The sequence below is a fragment of the Parafrankia sp. EUN1f genome, assembly GCF_000177675.1.
In the GTDB taxonomy this organism is placed as follows: Bacteria; Actinomycetota; Actinomycetes; order Frankiales; family Frankiaceae; genus Parafrankia.
The window spans coordinates 1-20,976 of sequence record NZ_ADGX01000024.1; the positions used below are offsets into that span (position 1 = coordinate 1).

Consider the following 20,976-nt stretch of genomic DNA (forward strand, 5'->3'; position numbering starts at 1 on the left):
GCCGGCCTGGCACACGGCTACCAGACCCTGGTGGACGACACAGAGGCCACCTACCAGATGAACGTGCCGTTCACCCCAGGGCACGATCGCGGGCTCCGTTTCGACGACCCACGCCTCGGCATCGCCTGGCCGCTGCCCGTCTCCGTGATCTCGGACAAGGACCGCGCCTGGCCGTTGCTGCCCGCCGCCGTACCGAGCGGGGCCGCCACCCGATAGACCGCCGTGCCCGTGCCCGTGCTGCTTCTGTGGCGCTCGTCGAGATGCCCGGCGTGCTTGCGTCAGGTCAACTCCGTACGTGTGTGACACTCACGTCACGGGATGGACGGCCTGCCGTGGGCCGATCCCGGGCAGGAGGTTGGACGAAGCGGGCGAAGCCGGCGGCGGGCCTGCCGCACGGGGCACTTCAGTAGCGTGGAAGTGCCCGGTGGCGGCTCGGACCGGGAACGCGGGAGGACCAGGTTGTTTGCATGCCTGTCATGGTGATCTGGTCGGATGCGACTGCTGGTGGTCCAGCTCGTGGCCGCTGACCGAAGGCGGCCAGCGGGCGTCGGGCCAGCACCACGATTGCCGTCAGGATTGCGGTCGTCATCATCTCGAACGAGGCCGGCTACGGACCGGCCGCAGCCCAACGCAGGCCGCTCACTGGTCACCGCGCCGCAGTGACCTCGAACAGGGGAACGTATGTCATCCGGTAGCGCAGCAGAAGGAAGCACGGCCGCGGGGGGCGTCGCCGCCCCGGTCACCGCCTGCAGATCATGCGACGGCCCCGCTCCGCGGGTCTTCCTGTCGCTGGGCTCCACTCCGGTCGCGAACCGGCTGGTGAAGGCGGACGCACTCGGTGCGGTCGACCCGGTCTTCCCGCTGGAGGTCGGCTTCTGCGAGCAGTGCGCGCTCGTCCAGCTCACCCACGCGCTGCCCGCAGACGAGATCTTCGACGCCGACTACCCGTACTTCTCCTCCTTCTCCGACATGCTCGTGAGGCATTCCGAGAAGCACGTGATCGACCTGATCGCGAGCCGAGACCTCGGGCCGGACAGCCTGGTCGTCGAGGTCGCCAGCAACGACGGCTACCTGCTCAAGGCGTTCGTCGAGCGGGGCATCCCGGTGCTCGGCATCGAGCCGACGCCGGGGCCGGCGGCCGCGGCGCGTAAGGCGGGTGTGCCCACCCGCGAGGAGTTCTTCGGCGCCGACCTCGCCCGGGCGCTCGTCGCCGAGGGTCTCAAGGCGGACGTCATCATCGCGAACAACGTGATGGCCCACGTGCCGGACCTCAACAGCTTCGTCGAGGGCTTCTCGATCCTGCTGAAGGACGACGGCATCATCGACGTCGAGAACCCCGGGGTCGGCGCGCTGCTGGCGCACAACGAGTTCGACACCGTCTACCACGAGCACTTCTGCTACTTCTCCACCATCGCCGTGGACGCCCTCATGCGCCGCCACGGCCTGGCGCTGGTCGGGGTCGAGGAGTTCACCGAGCTGCACGGCGGCACACTGCGCTGGCGGATGCAGCACCAGGCGGCGGCCGTGCCGACGGCCTCGGTGGCCGAGGTGCTGGACGCCGAGCGGGCCGCCGGGCTGGGCTCGTTCGAGCGCTACGCGAGCTTCGGCGACGACGTCCGCGTGCTGCAGACCGAGCTGACCGAGCTGCTGCGCTCGTTGCGGGCGGACGGGAAGTCCGTCGCCGCCTACGGTGCCGCCGCGAAGGGTGCCACCCTGCTGAACTCGACCGGCATCGACCACTCGCTGATCGACTTCGTCGTCGACCGCAACGTCCACAAGCAGGGCAAGTACATCCCCGGTGCGCGGATCCCGATCCTGGACCCGGCCGTCCTGCTGGAGCGTCAGCCCGACTACCTGCTGCTCCTGGCCTGGAACGTGAAAAAGGAGATCATGGCGCAGCAGGAGGAGTACGCCGCCCGGGGCGGGCGCTTCATCGTCCCCGTTCCCCGTCCGGTCGTCCTCTAGGGAAGCGGTACCCACCGAAGCAATGACACCTGTGTCGGCAGCCGTCCGGCTGTGCCGTGCACCCCGTGCTCCGGGCGCCCTGAGCCTGCCCGGCGGAGCGGGGCGTCCGGCATGACCGATCTCGGCACGGAACCGAGGGCCGCGGGCGGGGAGGACGCCGACCTCCCGCCCGAGGTGCCGTCCGGCGACGCCGGAAGCACCCAGTACGTGCCCCGTGCGCGGCGGATTCGCCGCGGCCGGCGCGATTCGGGCCGTGATTCGGGCAATGGGCCGAACCTGACCGGCGCGGCATCATCGCCTCCGCCAGCGGACTCGTCACCAGGCTCGCCCTTCCTGCCGGGTTCGGGCTCGAGCTCGCAGGTCGGGCGGGCCGGACCGGTGTCTCCTGGTGTCCAGGTGGGTGGTCCGGTATCCAGGAACACCTCGCCGGACCCGGTCGATCCACGAGGAGGCCCCGGCCCAGGCCGGCCACCGTCCGGTCCGATCCAGGTCGAGGGTCTGTCCACTCGGCAGCCGACGCCCCCGCCAGGAGGCGGGTACCCGGACGCCGGCGTGCACCAGCAGCCCGGCCAGCACCAGCCGCTACCCGACGAGCAGCGGCAGCCTGACGGGCAGCGGCAGCCCGGCCAGCGGCGGCAGCCAGGGAGGCACCGCCAGTCCGGGGACAACCGTCAGCAGCCCGGATGGTTCAGCACCCCGCCGCCGTCCGGAGCTCCCGGGGTAGGGCCGGCATCCGACGGGGAAGCGGCCGCCAGGCGGGGTGCCTCGCGCGCGCTGACACCGCCTCCGGGCTGGACCGCGATGCCGCGCAGCCCGGTCGGAGACACGCCACCGCCGGGATCGCTCTTCCAGCCCGGAGTCGTCCAACCGCCTGGCGATGTACCACCGGCTGGCGCTGTGTCGCCGCCGGCAGCGACGCCGGTTCCCGGGGAGCCGGCACGGGGTTCCGCGCCGGCGGGGTCGCCACCGGCCACACCCTCCGATGGCTGGGTCCTGCCCGAGACGACTGTGCGGATGGTCGGCGGGCCGGGGGTACTGCCGGAGCGAGGCCCCGGCCGGCAGCCGACGCCGTTGCCAGCCCGGCAGCCGACACCACTTCCGACTCGCCAGCCGACCCCGCCGCCAGCCCGGCAGCCGACACCGGCGCCCGGCGAACGGCCGCCGAGGGCACCGGATCCTGTGCCCGGTATCCGGGTGGACTCGCCGACGCCCCCTCCCGCGCGGAACTGGCGGGCGCAGGAGCCGGCACGGGGGGAAACTCCCCGGTCGCCGGCCCAGGACGCCGCGCCGCCCACCGGCACAGGCCGCCCAGGCGGCGCCGAGCCCGGAGGCAGGGTGGGACGTGGCTGGTCCGCGACCGGGCGTCGGGGCCAGTCACGATCAGACGCGGGGAAGCCGGCTGCTCCGAGCCCCGGCGGAGGATCGGACCCGGCGACCAGACGTTCGCAGGCCACCGGTCGTGGGTGGGGAGGCCGCGGGGAACGCCGTGACCCGCCGCCCGAGACGCGCGGCCCGGACCTGCACTTCATCAGCGCTTTCACCGACACCATCGACCTGTCGGCGCTACGGCGGCGGCTGGAGCTGGAAGACGCGCGCGTACCGGACCAGACGGAGTACATCCCGCGCCTGTACGGGCGCAACCGGGGCGACGGCGATGCCGCCAGCACCCAGGTGGTTCGTCGCTCCGGCGTGCCCGGGAACACGCCTGTGCCCCGTTCCCGGGCCGGTGCCGGCGCGCCCGCGGGGGCCTCGGATCCGGACCGGCTGTCCGACTCCCGGCGCGGCCGGTTCGACAGAGCCGATGATCCGGACCTGGTCGGAGCCGCCGCCACACCGTCCGGTGCCGAGCGGCCCGGCGCGCGGGCGGCGGAGGAGAAGCGGACCGGCGGCGGTTCGACGAAGACGAAGGCGATCTGGACGCTCGCCGACCAGGGCGTCTCCAGCGCCACCAACGCCGCCGTCTCGATCCTGGTCGCCCATTTTGTGGGCAAGACGGAGTATGCCGCCGGGTTCGCCGTCCCCTATCTGATCTTCTCGGTCATCATCGGCATTTCGCGGTCGAGCTGCTGCGTGCCGCTGGGAATCGCCTATGCCGGCCGGTCGGCTGCCGCGTTCCGGCATGCGGCCGGATCGACCACCGGAGCCTGCCTGGCCTTCGGCGCGGTGCTGAGCCTTCCCACCGTCCTGGTGGGATTCGTCCTCGGTGGGCGGGTCGGCAGCGGGCTGGTCATCATGGGCTTCGTCCTGCCGGGGCTGCTACTGCAGGATGCCTGGCGCTACGTGTTCTTCGCGCAGGGTGTGCCGGTCAAGGCCTTCGTCAACGACGTCGCCTGGGCTCTGGTCCAGGTCGTCGGCCTGTCGGTGCTCATCCGGCGCGGTGTGGAGCAGTCCCCGCCGATGCTGTTGGCCTGGGGCGTCGCCGCGCTGGTCGCGGCGCTGCTCGGAGTGGCGCAGGCGGGCCTGTGGCCCGCGCCGTCCCGTGCGCTGGCCTGGTTCAGGGAGAACCGGGCCAACGCGGCCAACCTGACGGCGGAGTTCATCACCGTGCAGGGCGCCTTGCAGGCGTCGATCCTGCTCATGGGCGGGCTGCGCTCCGCGGAGATCGTCGGTGACCTGAGCGCCGTGCGTACCATCCTCGGCCCGACGACCGTGATCGGTGTCGGAATCGTGAGCTTCGCGGTCCCGGAGCTGTCCCGCCGCATGGACATGTCCGCCCGGGCCCGCCAACAGGCCGCGGTGGTGCTCACCTCTGTGGTGGTCGGGCTCGGGCTGCTCTGGAGCTCCATCTTCATCCTGTTCCCGGCGCTCGGGGAGTACCTGTTCGGGAAGAGCTGGCCCGGGGCGCACGCCATCCTGTTGATTTCCGCGCTGCATTACGCCGGGACCGCCCTGCCGACCGGGCCGGCCTGCATCATGTACGCGCTCGGTCACACCAGGAAGACGTTCCGAATCAATCTGGTGATGGCGCCGATGCTGTTCGCGTTTCCGATCATCGGCCTGTTGTTGGGAGACGCGCGGGGCGCTGTCATCGGCTTCAACATCGTGTTCTGGGGGATCGCGCCGGTCTGGTGGATCCAGCTACGCCGAGTGATCCGTGACCATGAGGCGGAGCGCCTCGCGGCGGTCGCGGCCCGGCAGAGTCCTGCGGCCGAGGCGGGCGGCGGCACTGCCGGCCGGGGCGTCACCTTGCCCGGCGTCGGCGAAGGCGGGCCCCTCGATCTGCCCGACGCGGCAGCCCGCGGGGCGTCGACGGGCAGGCACGCACCGTCATCGTCGTCCGCGACCGGATCGTCGTCCGTGGCCGGGCCGGGACCGCACGGTAGCCGCGGTGGCCTGTCAGAGGGTGGAAATTTAACGGAACGGTAGGTTGCGTCGGTGGTGCAGGCCGCCTACTTTGCGCTATCGGCTATGCTCACAAATCGGTTCCGTCAGATCTTGGCCGTGGTCTAAATGACCGGCTTGACGCTCCTGTGGGGGGCCCAATTGACTCCGCTTCATTCGCGACCGGGAGGGCCCGCGTCGGCGCCGCTCTGCACGCGGCGGGCTGGCGCCCCGCGGCGTCCGCGCGGCGCTGAGGCGGGCGCACGATGAGCCGCTCCGGGCAGCCGGCCGAGGGTGGCCGTGCTCCCTCCGCGCCGTCGCTGATCCGCATCATCAAGCCGCGCTGGATGGTCATCGTCATCGCCACGGTCATCCTGGCCGCGCTCGCGATGATCGTCTCCAAGCAGCAGGCGGCCACCTACGAGGCCAGCTCGCGGATCTTCCTGAGTACGGACAAGATCGGGGATTCGGTCGACCCCGGCCGCTACACCCAGACCCAGGCCCAGCTCGCGACGTCGACAGCGGCGCTGGACAAGATCGCGGCCGATCTGAAGATCTCCCGCGACGACGTCGTCAAACGGCTGAAGACCACACCGTCGGACGAGGGCTACTTCTTCACGATCATCGGCAAGGGCTCCACCCAGCAGGCCGCGATCGACTTCGTGAACAAGGCGAAGAACGCGTACGTCGCCCAGCTCGGCAACTCCGGCAACGGCGACACGTCGACGGTGGATGACCTCGGCGCGGCGCGGGATCGGAAGCTGCAGGAGAAGACGGAGATCGAACAGCAGCTCAGGGCCAACCCGACCGATCTGCGCCTGGTGAGTAGGCAGACCGTGATCGATGGCGAGTTGACGCAGATCCAGAACCAGCTCACGGAAGCGGGCGTGGCTGGCGAGCTGGCGAGCACCTCCGTCCGGCTCGCTGAGGCACCCCAGTCGGACGGGCAGGTCGCACCGAACCTGTTCCGCAACGTTCTGGTGGCCGCACTGCTCGGTCTGTTCGGTTCCATCGCCGGGCTGTGGATCATGTACCAGCGGCGCCCGACCATCCTCGATCCGCACAACTCGGCGGATCTGCTGGGTGTGCCGCTGATCGCGGACCTGCCGCCGAACCGCACCAGCGCCAACGCGGCGGAGACTCTCGTCTCCGCGATGTCGGCGGTGATGTCGCCGACCAGCAAGGTGGTGGCTTTCACCCCCGCCTCGCGGACGGACCTCAGCTCCGAGCTGGTCGCCGCGGTCGCCGCCGCCTGGTCGGACGACCAGGGCGTGGTCCTGATCCTCGACACCTCGGCCCAGTCCGAGGTGCGAGCCTCACTGGAAGGGCTGCCTCGGCCCACCTCGGCCGAGCTGCCCCACTGGGCGCACGAGCCGACCTGCCTGGCTCGCTCGTCCGGCACCGGCCGCGGCCACATCCTGTACAACCGGGTCTCGCCGGCCCGTGCGGCCCGTCCCGGTGGCCTCGCGCCGATCCTGGCCGACCGCGCGCCCGTCGTGGACCTCGTCATCCTGGTCACCGCCGCGCTCGCGGACCTGCCGATGACCGCCGCCTCTGCGATCCAGGCGGACGCCGTCGTCGTCATCACCTCGTCCGACACCAACCTCAAGGAGCTTGAGCAGGTGCCGCGTGACTGGCCGGCTCTGGCCGAGCGGGTCGTGGGTGTGGTGCACGATGGCCGTACCGCGGTGCGGCGCAACGCCGGTGGTGGTCGTTCTTCGGCGTCTGCTTCGGTAGAGTCGATCACGTCCGCTTCGCAGGTGGGCGGTGAGCCGCAGGGCCGGGGCTCACGTGACATCGAGGCGACCGACCGCTACGCGCGGCCGAATCGCTGAGCGGGCGCAGGGCTGAGTACAGGCGGCCGAGTATGGCCGCCGCAACACGATAGGCGCGGTACGAAAGAGGCAGGGCGGTACCTCCGCCGGTAGCGGGATCACCGGGCCGGCGGGGGAGGGGAGCAGGGCCGCACCGAATGAGGGGCGGGTCGGTCGGGGCATGGCAGAGCCCCGAACCGACCCGCCCCTCGCTGTTTGTCAGCGTCGCTGAGCAGGAAGACGCCGTGCAACGCGGGCGGACAGCGGGTGCCGGAAGTCGTTCTTGAGGAAGACCCGCTGCCCACGGCACGATAGCGGGGCCCGCCGCGAGGACCGCATCCGCGGCGGAAGGGACATCGGCCTTCTGACCCGCCTCCGCCTGGCTTCGCCCAGAAACAGATCCACGCCATCGTCGCGCTCGCCTGCGCGCAAGCATCAGCCACCACCGTATGTGTGTGAACCGTTCGGGCTTCGGTGGAGGCTCCAAAACATGGATGAAAGGCTCAAAACGCCCACCATCGCCATTCGCCTAACCTCAGGGCACTTAAAAGTGATTTAAGTCACAAGTGCTTTGACGCCCAGATAATCGCTCAAGGTTATCGCGTTTGACGCTACGTGGAAGGTGCCGTTCGTCGCCGGCCACCACCGCCTACCTCGGCAAATGGGCTTCCATCCTGCCTGAGGCTGCTCTCCCGCCCAAAAAAATGGAACTACCGTCAGTAACAAGATGGCATAGGCGGACTGCAGGTTGAAGGATGCCGGCGTCTTGCTCGTCCGCTACAAAGGAGCTATCCACGCCATCGTCGCATTAAATTGAAGAATTCCCCAATTGGACTTCTGGTTCGACGGTTTCCCGATCGACAGACATTCGACAGGAAAATTTTCTTCGAACCCAGCGTCTCGACAGGGTCAAGATCGGGAGGAAGATATGAATCGGCCGGGAAGAATTAGCAGGCGGGTTGCCATTGGTGCGTGTGGACCCATCGCGTTGACCGCAATTTCGGGCGCGGTTACGCCGGCCAGCGCCATGGACCAAACTGTAGGGATAGCGTGCACTTTTGGTAACGGCTCACTCACGGCCTATGAGACCTATAGGTCCGGAAACAACATTGTCAGCGGCGCCAAGGCGGATTGCTCGTTGATCGGCGGTGCCACCAATATCCAATTGACCGTTGCCGTGCAGAAGTATTCCAACGGGGATTGGGTAAACGTGGAGACCGTTAGTAGCTCAACCTACGGTACTACTCTGAGCTTGACCGCCACCGAGGTCAACGGATGTACGGGGCATACGCAGTACACAGACTGGCGCACAGCGACGTTTGTAACGGCGGCTGGTCAAACCTATGGAATAACTTCCACTGGTATTGGAACGTACTGCTAAATTCTGTCGCTGTCTCTGGGGGAGAGGTTTTCCGTCAAGCTCTGTCTGTAATGCTGGTGTCAGATGGGTGAATCTGGCACCAGCATTGTCGGATCCTGATCGGCCGAGATCTGGTCGATCGCATTTGGCAACCCTGACAGTGCGTAGCGGATCTCAGTTCCCGACTGAGATCACAGATCACGGCGAGCGGGAACGGTGTCGTCATGTCCCGGAACAGGTCCAGCATCGAGCAGCGCGCCGCGGAGGTAACGGTTGTGGCGGCGAGTGTGTCGAGGTTGTCGTGCCGGCGGCGCAGGGCACGGGGGCGAACCCGGCTGCCACCAGCCTGCGAAGCTGGCCATGACGCGGGTCACCGATGTTGATCGGCGAGCCGAAGAACTCGTTGAGGTCGGGACTGAAATCGTTGACTGACAAACTGCCGTGACCGGAGCAGGAGTCCGCCGGACGGTGGGAGGCATCGACGACCCCGTTGCGGAGTACCAGTCGCGTCCAGGAGTTCGCCGAGTTGTTCATCGGCGAATTTGCCCCCATCGATCCTTTCCAGCGCCATCAAACACGGCATTTCCCAGTTCCGCGGTCACCCGCGGCCTGTGCTGCCCCGGCCCGTGCTGTCCCGGGGCGTCCACTCGGCTGGCGCGGTCGCTTTCGGGCGTGTCCCGCCGGCGCATTCCGTTCGAGGAGCCGGGACTTCCTCGCCGATGCCGTCACCTGGATGTGACCGCTGCACCCCCAGATCCACCAGGAGGAGTTCGGATACCTGGCTGGAGACCATCGCTCTGCTGCAGGGTTGCGGATGGCTGCGCGGGTTGGTGCTCGTCGTCAGACGCCGCGCTGGGCCGGGGTCAGTGCAGCGGGGAAGGCGGGATCGATCTGGGCCGTGACTCGCGGGCGGTTCCAGCGTTCGTCCTCGGGCGTCGCGGTGAACCAGGACACGAGGAGCATGCCCAGTGTGGTCACGACGGGGCTGAGGAGACCGCCTGACAGCACGCTGTAGAAGACGATGACCGATCCGGAGAGGACGAACGACGGCGAGCCACGTACGAACATGGAGAGGACGAAGGCCAGGAAGGCGACCGTCCCGACCACGCCGTATTCCAGGATGATCTTGGGTAGGAGCGCGTAGTTCAGCGGCAGGCTGGTCCGGAGGAAGAACTCGATCGCGTCGCGGTCGGCGAATCCGGGGCCGGAGCCGAAGAGGACGGTGACCGGATCCTTGTCCAGCGCGTCCCAGGTCCTGGTGTAGGGCTGGACGAACCGCAGGCTTCCGCTGGAGTTGTTCGAGGAGGTCTCGGTCGCTCGTTCGGCGAAGATGCTCGCCGCCGGGGTGAAGCTGAGGACCAGCACGACGATGGCGACGCCGACGAAGGCCGTGGTCGCGAACCGGGCACCCTTGTGCACCGAGAGCAGTACCAGGGCGGCGGCGAGCAGCACGACGCCGGTTCCGGAGACCGTCGAGAGCAGGGCCAGCACGTAGAGGACGTAGCGCCACCAGTTGCCGGAGCGGAGCACGCAGACGACCAGGCCGAACGCCAGGAACTGCGAGCAGAACGACGGCTCCAGGCAGATGAAGGCGTTCGACTTGTAGAGGTGCGATCCGTACTGCACCGGGTAGCTGGTGTTGAACCCGTGCATCCGGAAGTTGTCGGGAACGACCTGCTTCAGGACGTCCGTGTACTGCCAGCCGACGAGCTGGATGGCGAACTGGAAGATCGCGATCCCGGCCAGGATCGTCGTCAGCGTCACGAACCGGTCGAGCACCCGGGGGAAGATCGACTTGGCGTCGCTCGGAGCGAGGCCGAAGCACAGTGGCACATACGTGGCGAACAGGAGGATAAGCGAGGTGATCGCGCTGTCGTCCAGCTCGCGCAGGAACGAGACCAGCGCGGCCGCGCAGCAGGCGGTCATCGCCAGGAGATAGGCGCGCACGCGGCCGACGTTCACCTGGATGTCGCCGTGGCTCATCATCACGATGACACCGACGATGGTGATCGGCAGGATGAGCTGCAGCTGGGCGCCTGCGACCGGGATGGCGATCCGCTGCAGGAAGATATTCGCGCAGAGCAGGATCGTCAGTGTCTTGAGGATCCGTGCGTTGCGTGGATCCTCGGCGGCCACCTCGGCGGTGGGGATCACCCAGGAGCGTGGAATCCTCGTGGTGAGGGTGGTGGTGACCACCTGTTCCCGCCCCCGTTTCTGCCGCATCGGCATGTCTGGCCTGCGCCGCGCCGCACACCGCCCGCATCGCTTCGGCTGGCTGGCGACCCGCCCGATCGACCCGTCGGGGCAGTGGGTTGACGGCTGCGTTGCCGCTGCGGGTGACCGGCGTCGGCCCGGAGCGACAGTGTATCGGTGGGCGAAATGCGACCTCGTGGCGGCCGCTGCGGGCCCCGCGCGACCAGGTATGGTTAGCAAACCTCACGTGGCGTCATTGTTGCGACAGGTAATACTAGTAGTACGTGTCGTGATGATCGGGAGGGGGGAAGTGGGGGATCTGGTCCCCCGGGGTGTCGCGGAGCCGACTGTCGCCGCTCGCGGGAACCCTCCGTCCTTGGCGCTCCGTTAGGCGGGCGCGTTGGTGCCGGCGTGCGCATCAAATGATCTTCGGGCGTCATTGTGCGCCGGCGATGGAGGTGGGGGCATGGACGGTGGGGGTTCCAGGCGGCCTGGCGCGGAGCGGTCCGCGTGGTCGGTCGTGCCGCCGGACACCGGTGCGACCCCGCATCGGCAGCGCCGGCAGCGTCGGCTGCTCCTGCTCGGTGCGGCCAGCGCGGCCCTTGCCGTGGTCCTGCTGGCCGTGGCTGTCATCGTCTTCACCGGCGGCGACGAGGACGTTCCCGCGACCCATCCCACCACCACCGGCGTGAGCTGGACGTCGGGCGCCAACGCCAACCCGCCGAACGACCTCGCGTCCTGGGAGGCCTGGGTGGGTCGTCCCACCGACGTCGCCGTCGTCTTCACCGCCCGGACGAACTGGCAGACGATCACCCAGGCGGACTGGCCGATGTCCGACTTCCGCCCCGAGACCTATCCGGGGCAGCTCTCGATCGCCCAGCCGCTGCTGGCGAAGGGGAGCAGCGAGGCGGCCTGCGCGGCGGGCGCATACGACAGCCACTGGCGTGACTTCGGCGCCACCCTGGTCCGCAACGGCAGGCCGGACGCGATCGTCCGGCTCGGCTGGGAGTTCAACGGAGACTGGTTCGACCCCTGGCTTCCCAAGGACACCGGCACCTGGAAGGTCTGTTTCACCCGCGCCGCCGCCGCGATCCGGTCGACCGCCCCGCAGGTGCAGATCGAATGGGACATGACCGCCCATCGCGACACGATGGAGAACGGCGACAACGTGTGGGAGGCCTACCCCGGAGACGACGTCGTCGACATCATCGGCATCGACGCCTACGACAGCTCGCCGGCCTCCCTGAACCAGAAGATCTTCAACCAGCAGTGCAACCGCGCGTCGGGTGTGTGCACCGTGGCGAAGTTCGCGCGCGAGCACGGCAAGAAACTCGCCGTTCCGGAGTGGGGCCTGGACCGCCGCGCCAGCGCCGGTGGCGGTGCCGACAACCCGTTCTACATCGAGAAGATGTACGAGTTCTTCGTCGCCAACCAGGACATCCTCGCCTACGAGGCCTACTACAGTGCCTCACCGTCCGAGGAGGAGAACGTCGCCTCGTCCCTGCACAACCCGGCGACGAACCCGAACAGCGCCAAGCGCTATCTCGAGCTCTTCGGCGGCCCGAAGGTGGCCGCCACCGGTACCGGATCGTGAGCCGGTACCGGTGGTGCCGCCAGCAGCGCCAGGTGCCGGCGCTAGTAGCTTTTCAGCGCGGGCCGCAGATGCAGCTCGGTGACCTCGGCGGTGCGGGGGAGCTGCACGAGGTAGGTGACGAGGTCGGCTACATCCTCGGCCTGGATCAGCAGCTCGGGGCGGTAGCTGCGCCCCTCCCGCTCGAAGATCGCCTCCTGGCGGGGGGTCGCCGTCCGACCCAGGTGGATGGTCACGACCCTGATGCCGTCGGAGTTGATCTCCTGGCGCAGGCTGTCCGCGACGGCGCGCATCGCGTGCTGCGTCGCCGCGAACTGACTGGTCCCGGCACCCGCGCGGACACCCTGCGACGAGTTCATGACCACCACGTCCGCACCGGCGGGTGCGGCACCGCCGTCGCCGTCGCCGTCGAGGGCGGCCGCGGCGCGTAGCGCGGGGAGCAGCCGCTGCGTCAGGACGAACGGCCCGCGGACGTTCGCGGCGTACTGCGCGTCGAAGTCGTCGACGGAGGCGTCCTCGACCCGGGAGTTGAGGTAGCCGCCGGCGCTGTGGACGAGCAGGTGAACGTGGCCGTACCGGACGACGGTGTCCGCGGCGAACCGTTCCACCGCGGCGGTGTCGGTCAGGTCGAGCCGGACGGGCACCAGCGATCCGCTGGAGGGAAGCGCCGTGGCCTCCTTGCCGAGGGCGTCCAGGCGGGCCTGGTCCCGGCCCAGCGCCAGCACGGTCGCGCCGTCACCGGCCAGCCGGGCGGCGACCGCGCGGCCGATGCCGCTCGACGCACCGGTGACCACCGCCACCCGGCCGGCCAGCGGACCGGTGGCGACGGCCGCGAGCGCCGGCGACGGCTCGGGCTCCGGCGACGGCTCGGGCTCGGGCGAAGGGTTCGGCGCTGCGTCGCCGCTCACGAGGTCGGCTGGTGGTCGTAGACGAGGATGGCGTCCGGCAGCGGGGGAGCCTCGTCGTAGCTGAGGCAGAGGTCCTCGGGGATGCGGCTCAGGTCGGTGCCGCGCAGGTAGTCACGCATCGTCGTGCCGGTGCATTCCGAGTCGACGTTGGGCGCGCCCACGTGGTTCACGACATCGTCGAAATGGACAGTGCGGAAGTCGATGCTGAACCGGGTGCGGCCGGAGTTGTTCGGTACCGAGGAGTGCAACTGGTTGGCGGAGAAGACGAGCATGCCGCCGGGGGGCGCGATTACCCGCGTCTGCGGGAAGATCTCGACCTCCTCCTCGGGCTTGGGCTGCACCCGGGTGTCGGACTTGATGTGCTTGGCGGCCGACGCGCGGTTCGTCTTGTTCCACTCGTAGTAGTTGTAGGTGCGCGAGCCGTTCTTCACGCCCTGGCCGAAGTAGCGGGGGTGGAAGGCCAGTCCGTTCTCGGGCACGATGTCGAAGATCGGCATCCACCAGTTGAGCTGGCAGAACGGCGCCGAGTACCAGGTGTCGCGGTGCGGGTGGAACGCGTAGGCGATACCCGAGGTGAGGTAGTCGTCACTCGTCGACGTCCGCAGCCGCGGGACGTCGAAATAGGTCTTGGAGATGTCGCAGCCCAGCTCGGCGAGCATCGCCGGGATGAGCTCCTTGCAGGTCGGGTGGTGGATGAACCGCGGCTTCAGCTCGGCGAGCAGGGCCGCGTACTCCTCGACCGGCATGTGGTACTGCGCGGTCTCGGGATCCAGGTCGCCGAACGCGTCCCGGATGAGCTCCCTGGTGAACTCGACGAACGCGGTGGTGCTGGGCCGCGGCGAGTAGACGAAGAGCTCGCCCTCGTAGAGCTTGGCCCGCCGGTCGTCGTCAGACAGCGCTGAGTCGAACAGCACTGTGCTCATCTGGTTCTCCCTCGTCCTGGACGTGTTTGAGAAGGAGCCGGGCGAGGTCGAGCTCTTCCGGCGTCGTGACGTGGATGTTGGCCGGCTCGCCGTCGAGGACGACGATCCGTCCGCCGGAGTCGGCGACCATGGCCGAGTCCTCGACGGCCTCGGCCGCGTCGGCGTGCACCGCCCGCAGCGCCGACGCCCGGAACGCGTGCGGCGTCTGCACCAGCCGGTGGGTCTCCCGCGGTAGGGAGGCGCCCGCGACCAGATCGGTTCCGCCGTTCGCCCCGATGTGCGGGGCGACCTCCTTGACGACCTCGGTCAGCGGCAGCCCGGGGACGGCGCCGTCAGCGCCGGCGCGCACCGCCGCGACCACCGCGCGGTACAGCGCCGGGGTGGCGAGGGGGTGCGCGGCGTCCGTCACCACGATGACCTCGGCGTCGGCGGGAACAGCCGCGAGCCCGGCCCGCACCGAGTCGGCGCGCATCGCGCCGCCGGGCACCGCCAGGACACCGGCCGGCGGTGTCCACCGCTCCAGCAGGTGCTGGGGTAGCACGACGACGACTCCGTCACAGGCGAGGCCGGCGGCGCGCACCGGGTGGGCGACGAGTGGCCGGCCACCGAGGTCGGCGAACTGCTTCGGGCCACCGAAGCGGGTGCCGCCACCGGCCGCCAGCACGATCGCCCAGGCCGGACCGGACGGGTCGGCCGACCCGTCCCGGCCCGTGGTCGGGGTGACGACGTCCATGCTCAACCGATCACGACCGAGGCCGCGGACGCCCCCGCCAGGGATACCCCTGCCAGGGCCTCGGGCGGCCGTGCCACCGGCGGTTCCTCGACCAGCAGGCCCACTCCGGCCAGTGCGTCCGCCGCGTTGGCGACCGCGTCGAAGGGCAGGTCGGCGCGCTCGGCGATGTCGAGCAGGCCGCGGGTGCCGTCGGCCAGGTTGAGCACCCACAGCAACCCCATCTCGATCGACGCGCGGTTCATCGTCGCGCCGATCGAGCGGTAGAGCCCACGCCGGCCGAGCTGCGGCTCGCCGTAGGGGGAGGTGTTGCGCCAGACCCGGTCGGCCTCGCAGATCTCGATCGTGCGCCGCAGGATCGCGAACGAGTCGGCCAGCGACTCCGGCGTCACGAACTCGAGGTTGTCGGCCGAGGTGTGGTATTCCGGGTACTCGCCGTGCTGGCTACGACCGAACCGGCCGACCGGCAGGTCGAAGCCGGGCGAGCAGAACTGGCGCTCGTCGTACCCGTACGGGGAGAAGTCCACGACCCGGTGCGGACGTCCCGTCTCGGCGAGCGCGCGTGCCGTGGCCCGATCGATGATCGCGTCGCCGCGCCGGCTGCGCTTGTAGGTCGGAGCACCGCGGTCGCCCAGGCCGGTGAGCACCAGGCCGTGCCGGATCCGCCCGACCACGCCCGGGTTGAGTGCCAGCCAGGTGATGGAACCGATCGTCCCGGGAATGAACAGCAGCCGGTAGGTGTACCGGCGTTCCCGGGCGGCCAGCGCGGCGGCCAGCTCGATCGCCACCGCGATGCCGGACGAGTTGTCGTTGGCCATCGCGGGGTGGCACAGGTGCGTGGTGACGAGGAACTCCTCGTCACTGGTGCCCGGCAGGACGATCTCGCCGTAGGTCAGCGAGCCATCCGTGAGCGAGGTGTCGATCTCCACCTGGTACTCGCCGTCGGGCAGCGCCGCGAGCTGGCGGTCGCTCAGGCAGAACCCCCAGGCGTCGTTGTAGTACGAGGTCCGGTAGGGAACCCAGTCCGGCCGGTCCGGCATCGAGTAGAGGTGGTGGCGCAGCTCGTCCAGGGGCATCCTGGCCCGCATCGGGACGCTGTAGCCGAGCAGGTGCAGGGGGTTGTCCGCGGCGTCCAGGATGACCCGGCCGTCCGGCCCGATGAGCCGGGCGCCCGCGACGTTCCACTCCCGCGGGATCGTCCAGTCGAGGACGGGCGTGCCCGTCGGTACCTCGTGCACAGTGAGCGGGACCTGGGCCGGCAGCGCCGCCCGCACCAGGTCCAGCGTCGCCCGGACCCCGTTGCCGGTGATCGAGCGCATCGGTGGCATCAGGGCTGCGACGAGGTCGTACAGGCGGTGGCCCACCACGTCGCTCTCGGTGGTGCTCATGGCTTCGCTGCCCGCTTCCTTCGGTGTCCGGTTCCTTCGGCGTCCGGCTTCTGATCGATCGGTCGGCTCAGTCGGCCCAGACCCGCCACGGCGCGGCGCCCGCGTCCCACAGCTGGTTGAGCTCGGTCCAGTCGCGGAAGGTGTCCATGCCCATCCAGAAGCCCTCGTGGGTGTGCAGGGTGAGCTGGTTGTCGCGGGCGAGCTGCTGCAGCGGGTGGCGCTCGAGCATGGTGGACGGATCGTCGTCGAGGTACTTGTCGACGAACTCGCGCTCGAAGACGAAGTAGCCGCCGCTCACCCACCCGGTCGCCGGGGGCTTCTCGGCGAACTGGGTTACCGCGTTGCCCTCGGTGACCAGCTCGCCGTAGCGGCTGGAGGGCCGCACGCCGGTCACGGTGCCGATCCGGCCGGAGCGGACGTGGTCGGCGAGGACGTCGGCCACGTTGATGGCGCCGACACCGTCACCATAGGTGATCATGAAGCGGGGGGCGGTCAGGTACTGGGCAACCCGCCGCAGCCGGGCACCCGTCCCGGTCAGCAGCCCGGTCTCGGCGAAGGTGACCTCCCAGTCCTCGTCGCCGGCGGTGTTGTGGAACTGCGGTGTGTGATCGTCGGAGAGCTTCAGCGTGAAGTCCGCGACCTGCTGGCGATAGGCCAGGAAGTAGTTCTTGATCAGGTCGCTCTTGTAGCCGAGGCACAGTACGAACTTGCGGAATCCGTAGTGTTCGTACGTCTTCATGATGTGCCAGAGCACGGGCTTCCCGCCGATGTCGACGAGGGGCTTGGGAAGCTTCTCGCTGGCTTCACGCAGCCGGGTGCCCATGCCGCCGCAGAGGATGACGACAGGAATGTCACGTGGGTCGAGGCTCGCGGAGTCGGCCGCGGCGGCGGATCGGGTCGTGTCGGTCGTCAAGGCTGTCGCGTCTCCCGTGTCAGTGCCCCGGCGGGCACGGGGATGGATGGCTCTCCAGTCCGCGGCCGGGCCCGGCGAGCCCCCTGCGCCTGGTGTGACGTCCATGCGCCTGGAGGACCGCTGCCCCCGACCAGCCCCACCCGGTGCAGGGAAGGACTGTCTTCCGCCGCTGGGAAGGTCGCCGCGTTCGCGTTGCCCACCGGAGGTGTGAGGAGCGCGGATGGCGGTGGCCCGTCACTCGATGGCCCGTCACCCGGTGGGGCGGATGCGGCGGCTTCCATTTGGCCCGCGGTGTTTCTTGGCCCACTGTCTTTCACGTGTTCAGTTCGCGTGTTCGGTCGCGCGTGTGATCGTGTGGTCGCCTGGTTGGGAGCGGTCATCGATCGTCAACATGCGGGCGCGACGCGGCAACGGTACCGTACCGCCCCTTCAGTACTGGTCCACGGGCCTTCAGTACTGGTCCACGGGCCCGTGGACCCTGGACAGGAACGGCGAAGCGTGGCTGGCGCGTGCCGGCCGGCGTGTCGGCCGGCGTGTCGGCGGAGTGTCGTCGGTGTTGTCGACCTTCACGTCAGCGTTGTTGCGGACCTTGTTGTAAGGCCGGTTCCAGGATCCCTTTGCCCCGAGGGGCCTGGGGACTTGTTACGGTTTGTCGGATGTCCCGGGAGGAAGGTCGCGCCGCGCCCCCTGCCGTCGCGTTGCGGGCACTCTGTTGCGGAGAGTGCCCGGGGCTATACCTTCATCTTCTTACGTCGGCCGGGAGGTAAGATCCGTGCTTCCGGTCGAACTATTTACGTTCGGTAAACGGACTGACCTGCTGTGGATGTGGGTCCGGTGCGCTGCTGCTCGTGGGGGTGGATTCCGTGCCGTCTGACGAGCGGTACGACCACGGGGCGCGACCGGTCGGTGGCCGGCGTCCCGCGTCGGCTCGGGACCTGCCTGTTGCCGCCGACGACAGCGCCTCCTCGGGCCGGGTGTCACGTGGCGGCGATTCCGCTGGTGGACGGCCCTCGGTGGACCGGTCGTCCGGCGGGTCGCGCCGCGGCAGTGAGTCGCCGCGTCGGGCCTCGGCCCGTGACAACAAACGTTCAGAAGCCGGGTTCGACCCTGATCTGCTGGCCGCCCGAGGTGCCTCGGCACGGCGACGGTCACGGACCTCGCCGGTCGCCCCGTACCCCGAGGCACCCGGCCGGGACGGCACCGCGGGCCGGGCTGGCACCGAAGCCGACCGACAGGTCTCCGCGGACCGCCGGAGGGCAGGTGACCGGCGGAACGGGAATGACAGGCGTCGTGCCGGTGATCTAGGTGGCCAGCTCGACGGGTTTCGGTCTGACGACGTAGCCACCGACGGCAATGGCCGGTCCGACCGGAGACGCGGCGCGTCGGACCGGCGTGTCAGCACCGACCGGCGGACCGGGGACGAGCGGACTGCGGGTGCCGAACCGCAGGCAGCCCACGCACGATCGGTGGACCGCTCGCCGGCCCGCGGCGCGGACCCGGCCGTCGGTCCCGACACGGGCACCCAGCGCCTTGTTCGCGACGAGTTGCCGCGGGCGCGGCCGTTCCGAAGCAAGCAGGGCTCGGCCTCCCGGTTGAATCCGGGCCGCGAGGAGTCCGGCCGAGCGACCATGATCATGCCTCCGGTGCGGTTGAACTCCAAGCCGGAAGCCAGGCCCGCTGCCGACACGTCGGAGCCGACCGGACGTCGGCGCGCCACGGAGTCGGCCCGGGGCGGGAAGACGGCCGACGATTCGCTGGACGGGATCCTTCCCGTGGCCTCTCCCGCCGAAGACGGCCGTAGCCGAGACCGGGACGCCCGTGCCGGAGCGTTCACCGAGCCGGCCGCCGACGGGTCCCTGCCGAGCCGGATCACCGACTGGATCATCGAACACTGGGGAGCGAAGTCGGGATCGCCTCCCTATCTTCCCGTGGTTCTGGTCGTCGTCGCGGTGGTGCTCGCACTCGTCGCCTGGACGCTGGGTCCCGCCCAGCACACGCAGGAAAACGTCTCGGCCACCAATCTGACGGCGCAGACGCAGTCCCCGGCCCCCGCGGCGGAGTCCGCGGTTCCGTCGGCGCCTGGTGCCGCTCCGGGCACGGCCCCGACCGGAACCGCTGTCGCGGCGCCCGCCACCGGGCCGGTGGCCCGGGCGGCGACGGACGGGCTCTTCCCGAGTGGTGTGGCCGCCCACACGATGGCCGAGGTGAACGCCTGGGCGGCGTTCCGTGGTCGCCCGGTGGACGTGGTTGTCACCTACACCGACCGCGCTGACTGGGACGACGTTGTGAGCCCCTGGATGGGGGGCGTGTTCGCCAACTATCCAGGCACGCTCGTGGTCAGCGTTCCGCTCTTTCCGGAGGTGGGCAACATGACCTCCTGCGCGGCCGGCGACTACAACGCCAAATGGCGCCAGTTCGGCCGGTGGCTGGTCAACCAGGGCCGAGGTGACTCGTTCGTCCGGCTCGGGTGGGAGTTCAACGGCAAATGGTTCGACTGGTACGCCGGCGCGAATCCGACGGCCTACGTCAAGTGCTTCCAGAACGCCTCGTCGTCGATCAGATCGGCGGACCCGGCGGCGCGCATCGACTGGAACCTCAACGCGCACGGCCCGGACTACAACGCCTACGACGTCTACCCGGGTAACGACTACGTCGACGTGATCGGCATCGACAGCTACGACCAGTACCCCCCCAGCCGCACGGTCAAGGAGTTCACCGACCAGTGCAACGCCCCCCAGGGTCTGTGTGACGTCATCCGCTTCGCGCGGCAGCACGGCAAGCTCTTCTCGGTGCCCGAATGGGGTGTTGTGAGCCAGCGGAACACCGTGGCCGGTGCGCGCGGAGCCGCGGGTGGTGACAACCCGCTTTATATCCAGCAGATGTACTCGGTTTTCCGGCAGTACGCCATCTCGCTCGCCTACGAGGCCTACTTCAACGAAGGCGACAGTGGGGATGTCCACTCGTCGCTGGTCAATCCCAATATGCATCCGGCCTCGGCGTCCACATACAACAGCCTCTGGTAGCGCCGACGGCGCCTGCCGGCAGGCGCCGTCGGCGTGCCGGGTCGGAGTGCCGGCGCCGGTTGCGGTACAGCTCAGTTCGTTCCGGAGGAACGCTCCGCGTCGTCGTACAGCCCGCCGACGAAGGCCTCCGCCACCTGCACCTGCTGGCGCAGTGTGATCAGCTTCTCCTCGGCGAGCGCCACCCAGGTCGCGAGCCTCGCCTGCAGCTCGGCCCGCTGCTGGGCCGGCAGATCCGGCTGCGCGAGCTCGTCCCGCAGGACCAGCAGTGAGCGCATCTCCTCCAGGGTGAAGCCGAGCGGCTTCATCTTCTTGATCAGGAGGAGGCGGTCGACGGCATCCTTGTCGTAGAGGCGGAAACCCCCCACGGTGCGACCGACCGGGAGGAGGAGGCCGGCTTCCTCGTAGTACCGCACGGTGCGCAGCGACAGCCCGACTCGCTCGGCGACATCCCCGATCTGGTGGACGTCGCGACGCCGCGTGGTGGACAAGTCGACCCTTACGTCAGTATCTGCCGCCGGTGGCAAACCGGGCGTCAGATGACTGTACGTCCATCCGTGGTTCGGCGCCCGCAACTCGCCCGAGCACCCTGCCGTAAGCTGGTCGTAACGATCCCGCTGCCCGGGATGCAGGTCGGTGTCGGTGTCGTCCGGAGGGCGCCTCAGATCTGGGTACTGGTGTCTGGGTACAGGTTCCGGAGTACGGGGCTCCGGTGCGTGGGGTGGCCAGGTCCCATCGGCCGCGGTCACACGGGCCGGGTTGTCGCACCGGCCGGGTTGTCGGTGGCCGCCGGGTCGCATCCCGCGACGGTGGCCCATGTCCCGTCTCCCGCCCGGAGAGGCGGTTGTCG

13 protein-coding genes are annotated in these 20,976 nt (G+C 69.4%); 6 read left to right on the forward strand and 7 right to left on the reverse strand.

What is annotated here, in order from left to right; translation table 11 throughout:
• From FREUN1FDRAFT_RS09695 to FREUN1FDRAFT_RS09710, 4 genes are all read left to right on the forward strand, one after another.
• Positions 1 to 216: dTDP-4-dehydrorhamnose 3,5-epimerase family protein (locus FREUN1FDRAFT_RS09695; RefSeq protein WP_006539836.1), on the forward strand; the 216-nt coding region annotated here is incomplete at its 5' end.
• Between the two features lie 465 nt (positions 217 to 681).
• Positions 682 to 1,965, forward strand: a complete 1,284-nt coding sequence (locus FREUN1FDRAFT_RS09700; protein ID WP_006539837.1) for a class I SAM-dependent methyltransferase — start codon at positions 682 to 684, stop codon at positions 1,963 to 1,965.
• Positions 1,966 to 3,300: 1,335 nt separating this feature from the next.
• Positions 3,301 to 5,331, forward strand: a complete 2,031-nt coding sequence (locus FREUN1FDRAFT_RS09705) for a hypothetical protein (protein ID WP_006539838.1) — start codon at positions 3,301 to 3,303, stop codon at positions 5,329 to 5,331.
• Between the two features lie 221 nt (positions 5,332 to 5,552).
• Complete coding sequence (locus FREUN1FDRAFT_RS09710) at positions 5,553 to 7,121, forward strand: LPS biosynthesis protein (RefSeq protein ID WP_006539839.1); 1,569 nt, start codon at positions 5,553 to 5,555, stop codon at positions 7,119 to 7,121.
• 2,179 nt (positions 7,122 to 9,300) lie between these two features.
• Here FREUN1FDRAFT_RS09710 and FREUN1FDRAFT_RS09715 read toward each other — a convergent pair.
• Positions 9,301 to 10,689 (reverse strand): hypothetical protein, encoded by a 1,389-nt coding sequence (locus FREUN1FDRAFT_RS09715; protein WP_006539841.1) that lies wholly within the window; start codon positions 10,687 to 10,689, stop codon positions 9,301 to 9,303.
• A 430-nt stretch (positions 10,690 to 11,119) separates the two neighbouring features.
• On the opposite strand from FREUN1FDRAFT_RS09715, the gene FREUN1FDRAFT_RS09720 reads away from it, so the two are divergent.
• Positions 11,120 to 12,247: a glycoside hydrolase family 26 protein gene (locus tag FREUN1FDRAFT_RS09720; RefSeq protein ID WP_006539842.1), complete on the forward strand. Its 1,128-nt coding sequence runs from the start codon at positions 11,120 to 11,122 to the stop codon at positions 12,245 to 12,247.
• A gap of 41 nt (positions 12,248 to 12,288) precedes the next feature.
• Here FREUN1FDRAFT_RS09720 and FREUN1FDRAFT_RS09725 read toward each other — a convergent pair whose 3' ends face one another.
• The 5 genes from FREUN1FDRAFT_RS09725 to FREUN1FDRAFT_RS09745 form a co-directional block, all read right to left on the reverse strand.
• Positions 12,289 to 13,152 carry an SDR family oxidoreductase gene (locus FREUN1FDRAFT_RS09725; RefSeq protein WP_006539843.1) on the reverse strand — a complete coding sequence of 288 codons (864 nt, stop codon included), beginning with the start codon at positions 13,150 to 13,152 and terminating at the stop codon, positions 12,289 to 12,291.
• Positions 13,149 to 14,075 (reverse strand): hypothetical protein, encoded by a 927-nt coding sequence (locus tag FREUN1FDRAFT_RS09730; protein WP_006539844.1) that lies wholly within the window; start codon positions 14,073 to 14,075, stop codon positions 13,149 to 13,151. Before FREUN1FDRAFT_RS09730 ends, FREUN1FDRAFT_RS09725 begins: the two co-directional genes overlap by 4 nt.
• Positions 14,041 to 14,808 carry a 2-C-methyl-D-erythritol 4-phosphate cytidylyltransferase gene (locus FREUN1FDRAFT_RS09735; protein ID WP_006539845.1) on the reverse strand — a complete coding sequence of 256 codons (768 nt, stop codon included), beginning with the start codon at positions 14,806 to 14,808 and terminating at the stop codon, positions 14,041 to 14,043. Before FREUN1FDRAFT_RS09735 ends, FREUN1FDRAFT_RS09730 begins: the two co-directional genes overlap by 35 nt.
• A 2-nt stretch (positions 14,809 to 14,810) precedes the next feature.
• Entirely contained in the window at positions 14,811 to 16,193 is a 1,383-nt protein-coding gene (locus FREUN1FDRAFT_RS09740; RefSeq protein WP_006539846.1) for a DUF4910 domain-containing protein, read from the reverse strand.
• Between the two features lie 67 nt (positions 16,194 to 16,260).
• Positions 16,261 to 17,106, reverse strand: coding sequence for a sugar phosphate nucleotidyltransferase (locus FREUN1FDRAFT_RS09745; protein ID WP_035951164.1), 846 nt, complete (start codon positions 17,104 to 17,106; stop codon positions 16,261 to 16,263).
• Positions 17,107 to 18,572: 1,466 nt separating this feature from the next.
• Here FREUN1FDRAFT_RS09745 and FREUN1FDRAFT_RS43645 point away from each other — a divergent pair.
• Positions 18,573 to 20,129, forward strand: coding sequence for a glycoside hydrolase family 26 protein (locus FREUN1FDRAFT_RS43645; RefSeq protein ID WP_006539849.1), 1,557 nt, complete (start codon positions 18,573 to 18,575; stop codon positions 20,127 to 20,129).
• 71 nt (positions 20,130 to 20,200) lie between these two features.
• On the opposite strand, the gene FREUN1FDRAFT_RS09755 is transcribed toward FREUN1FDRAFT_RS43645, so the two are convergent.
• Entirely contained in the window at positions 20,201 to 20,617 is a 417-nt protein-coding gene (locus FREUN1FDRAFT_RS09755; RefSeq protein ID WP_006539850.1) for a MerR family transcriptional regulator, read from the reverse strand.
• Positions 20,618 to 20,976: the final 359 nt, after the last annotated feature.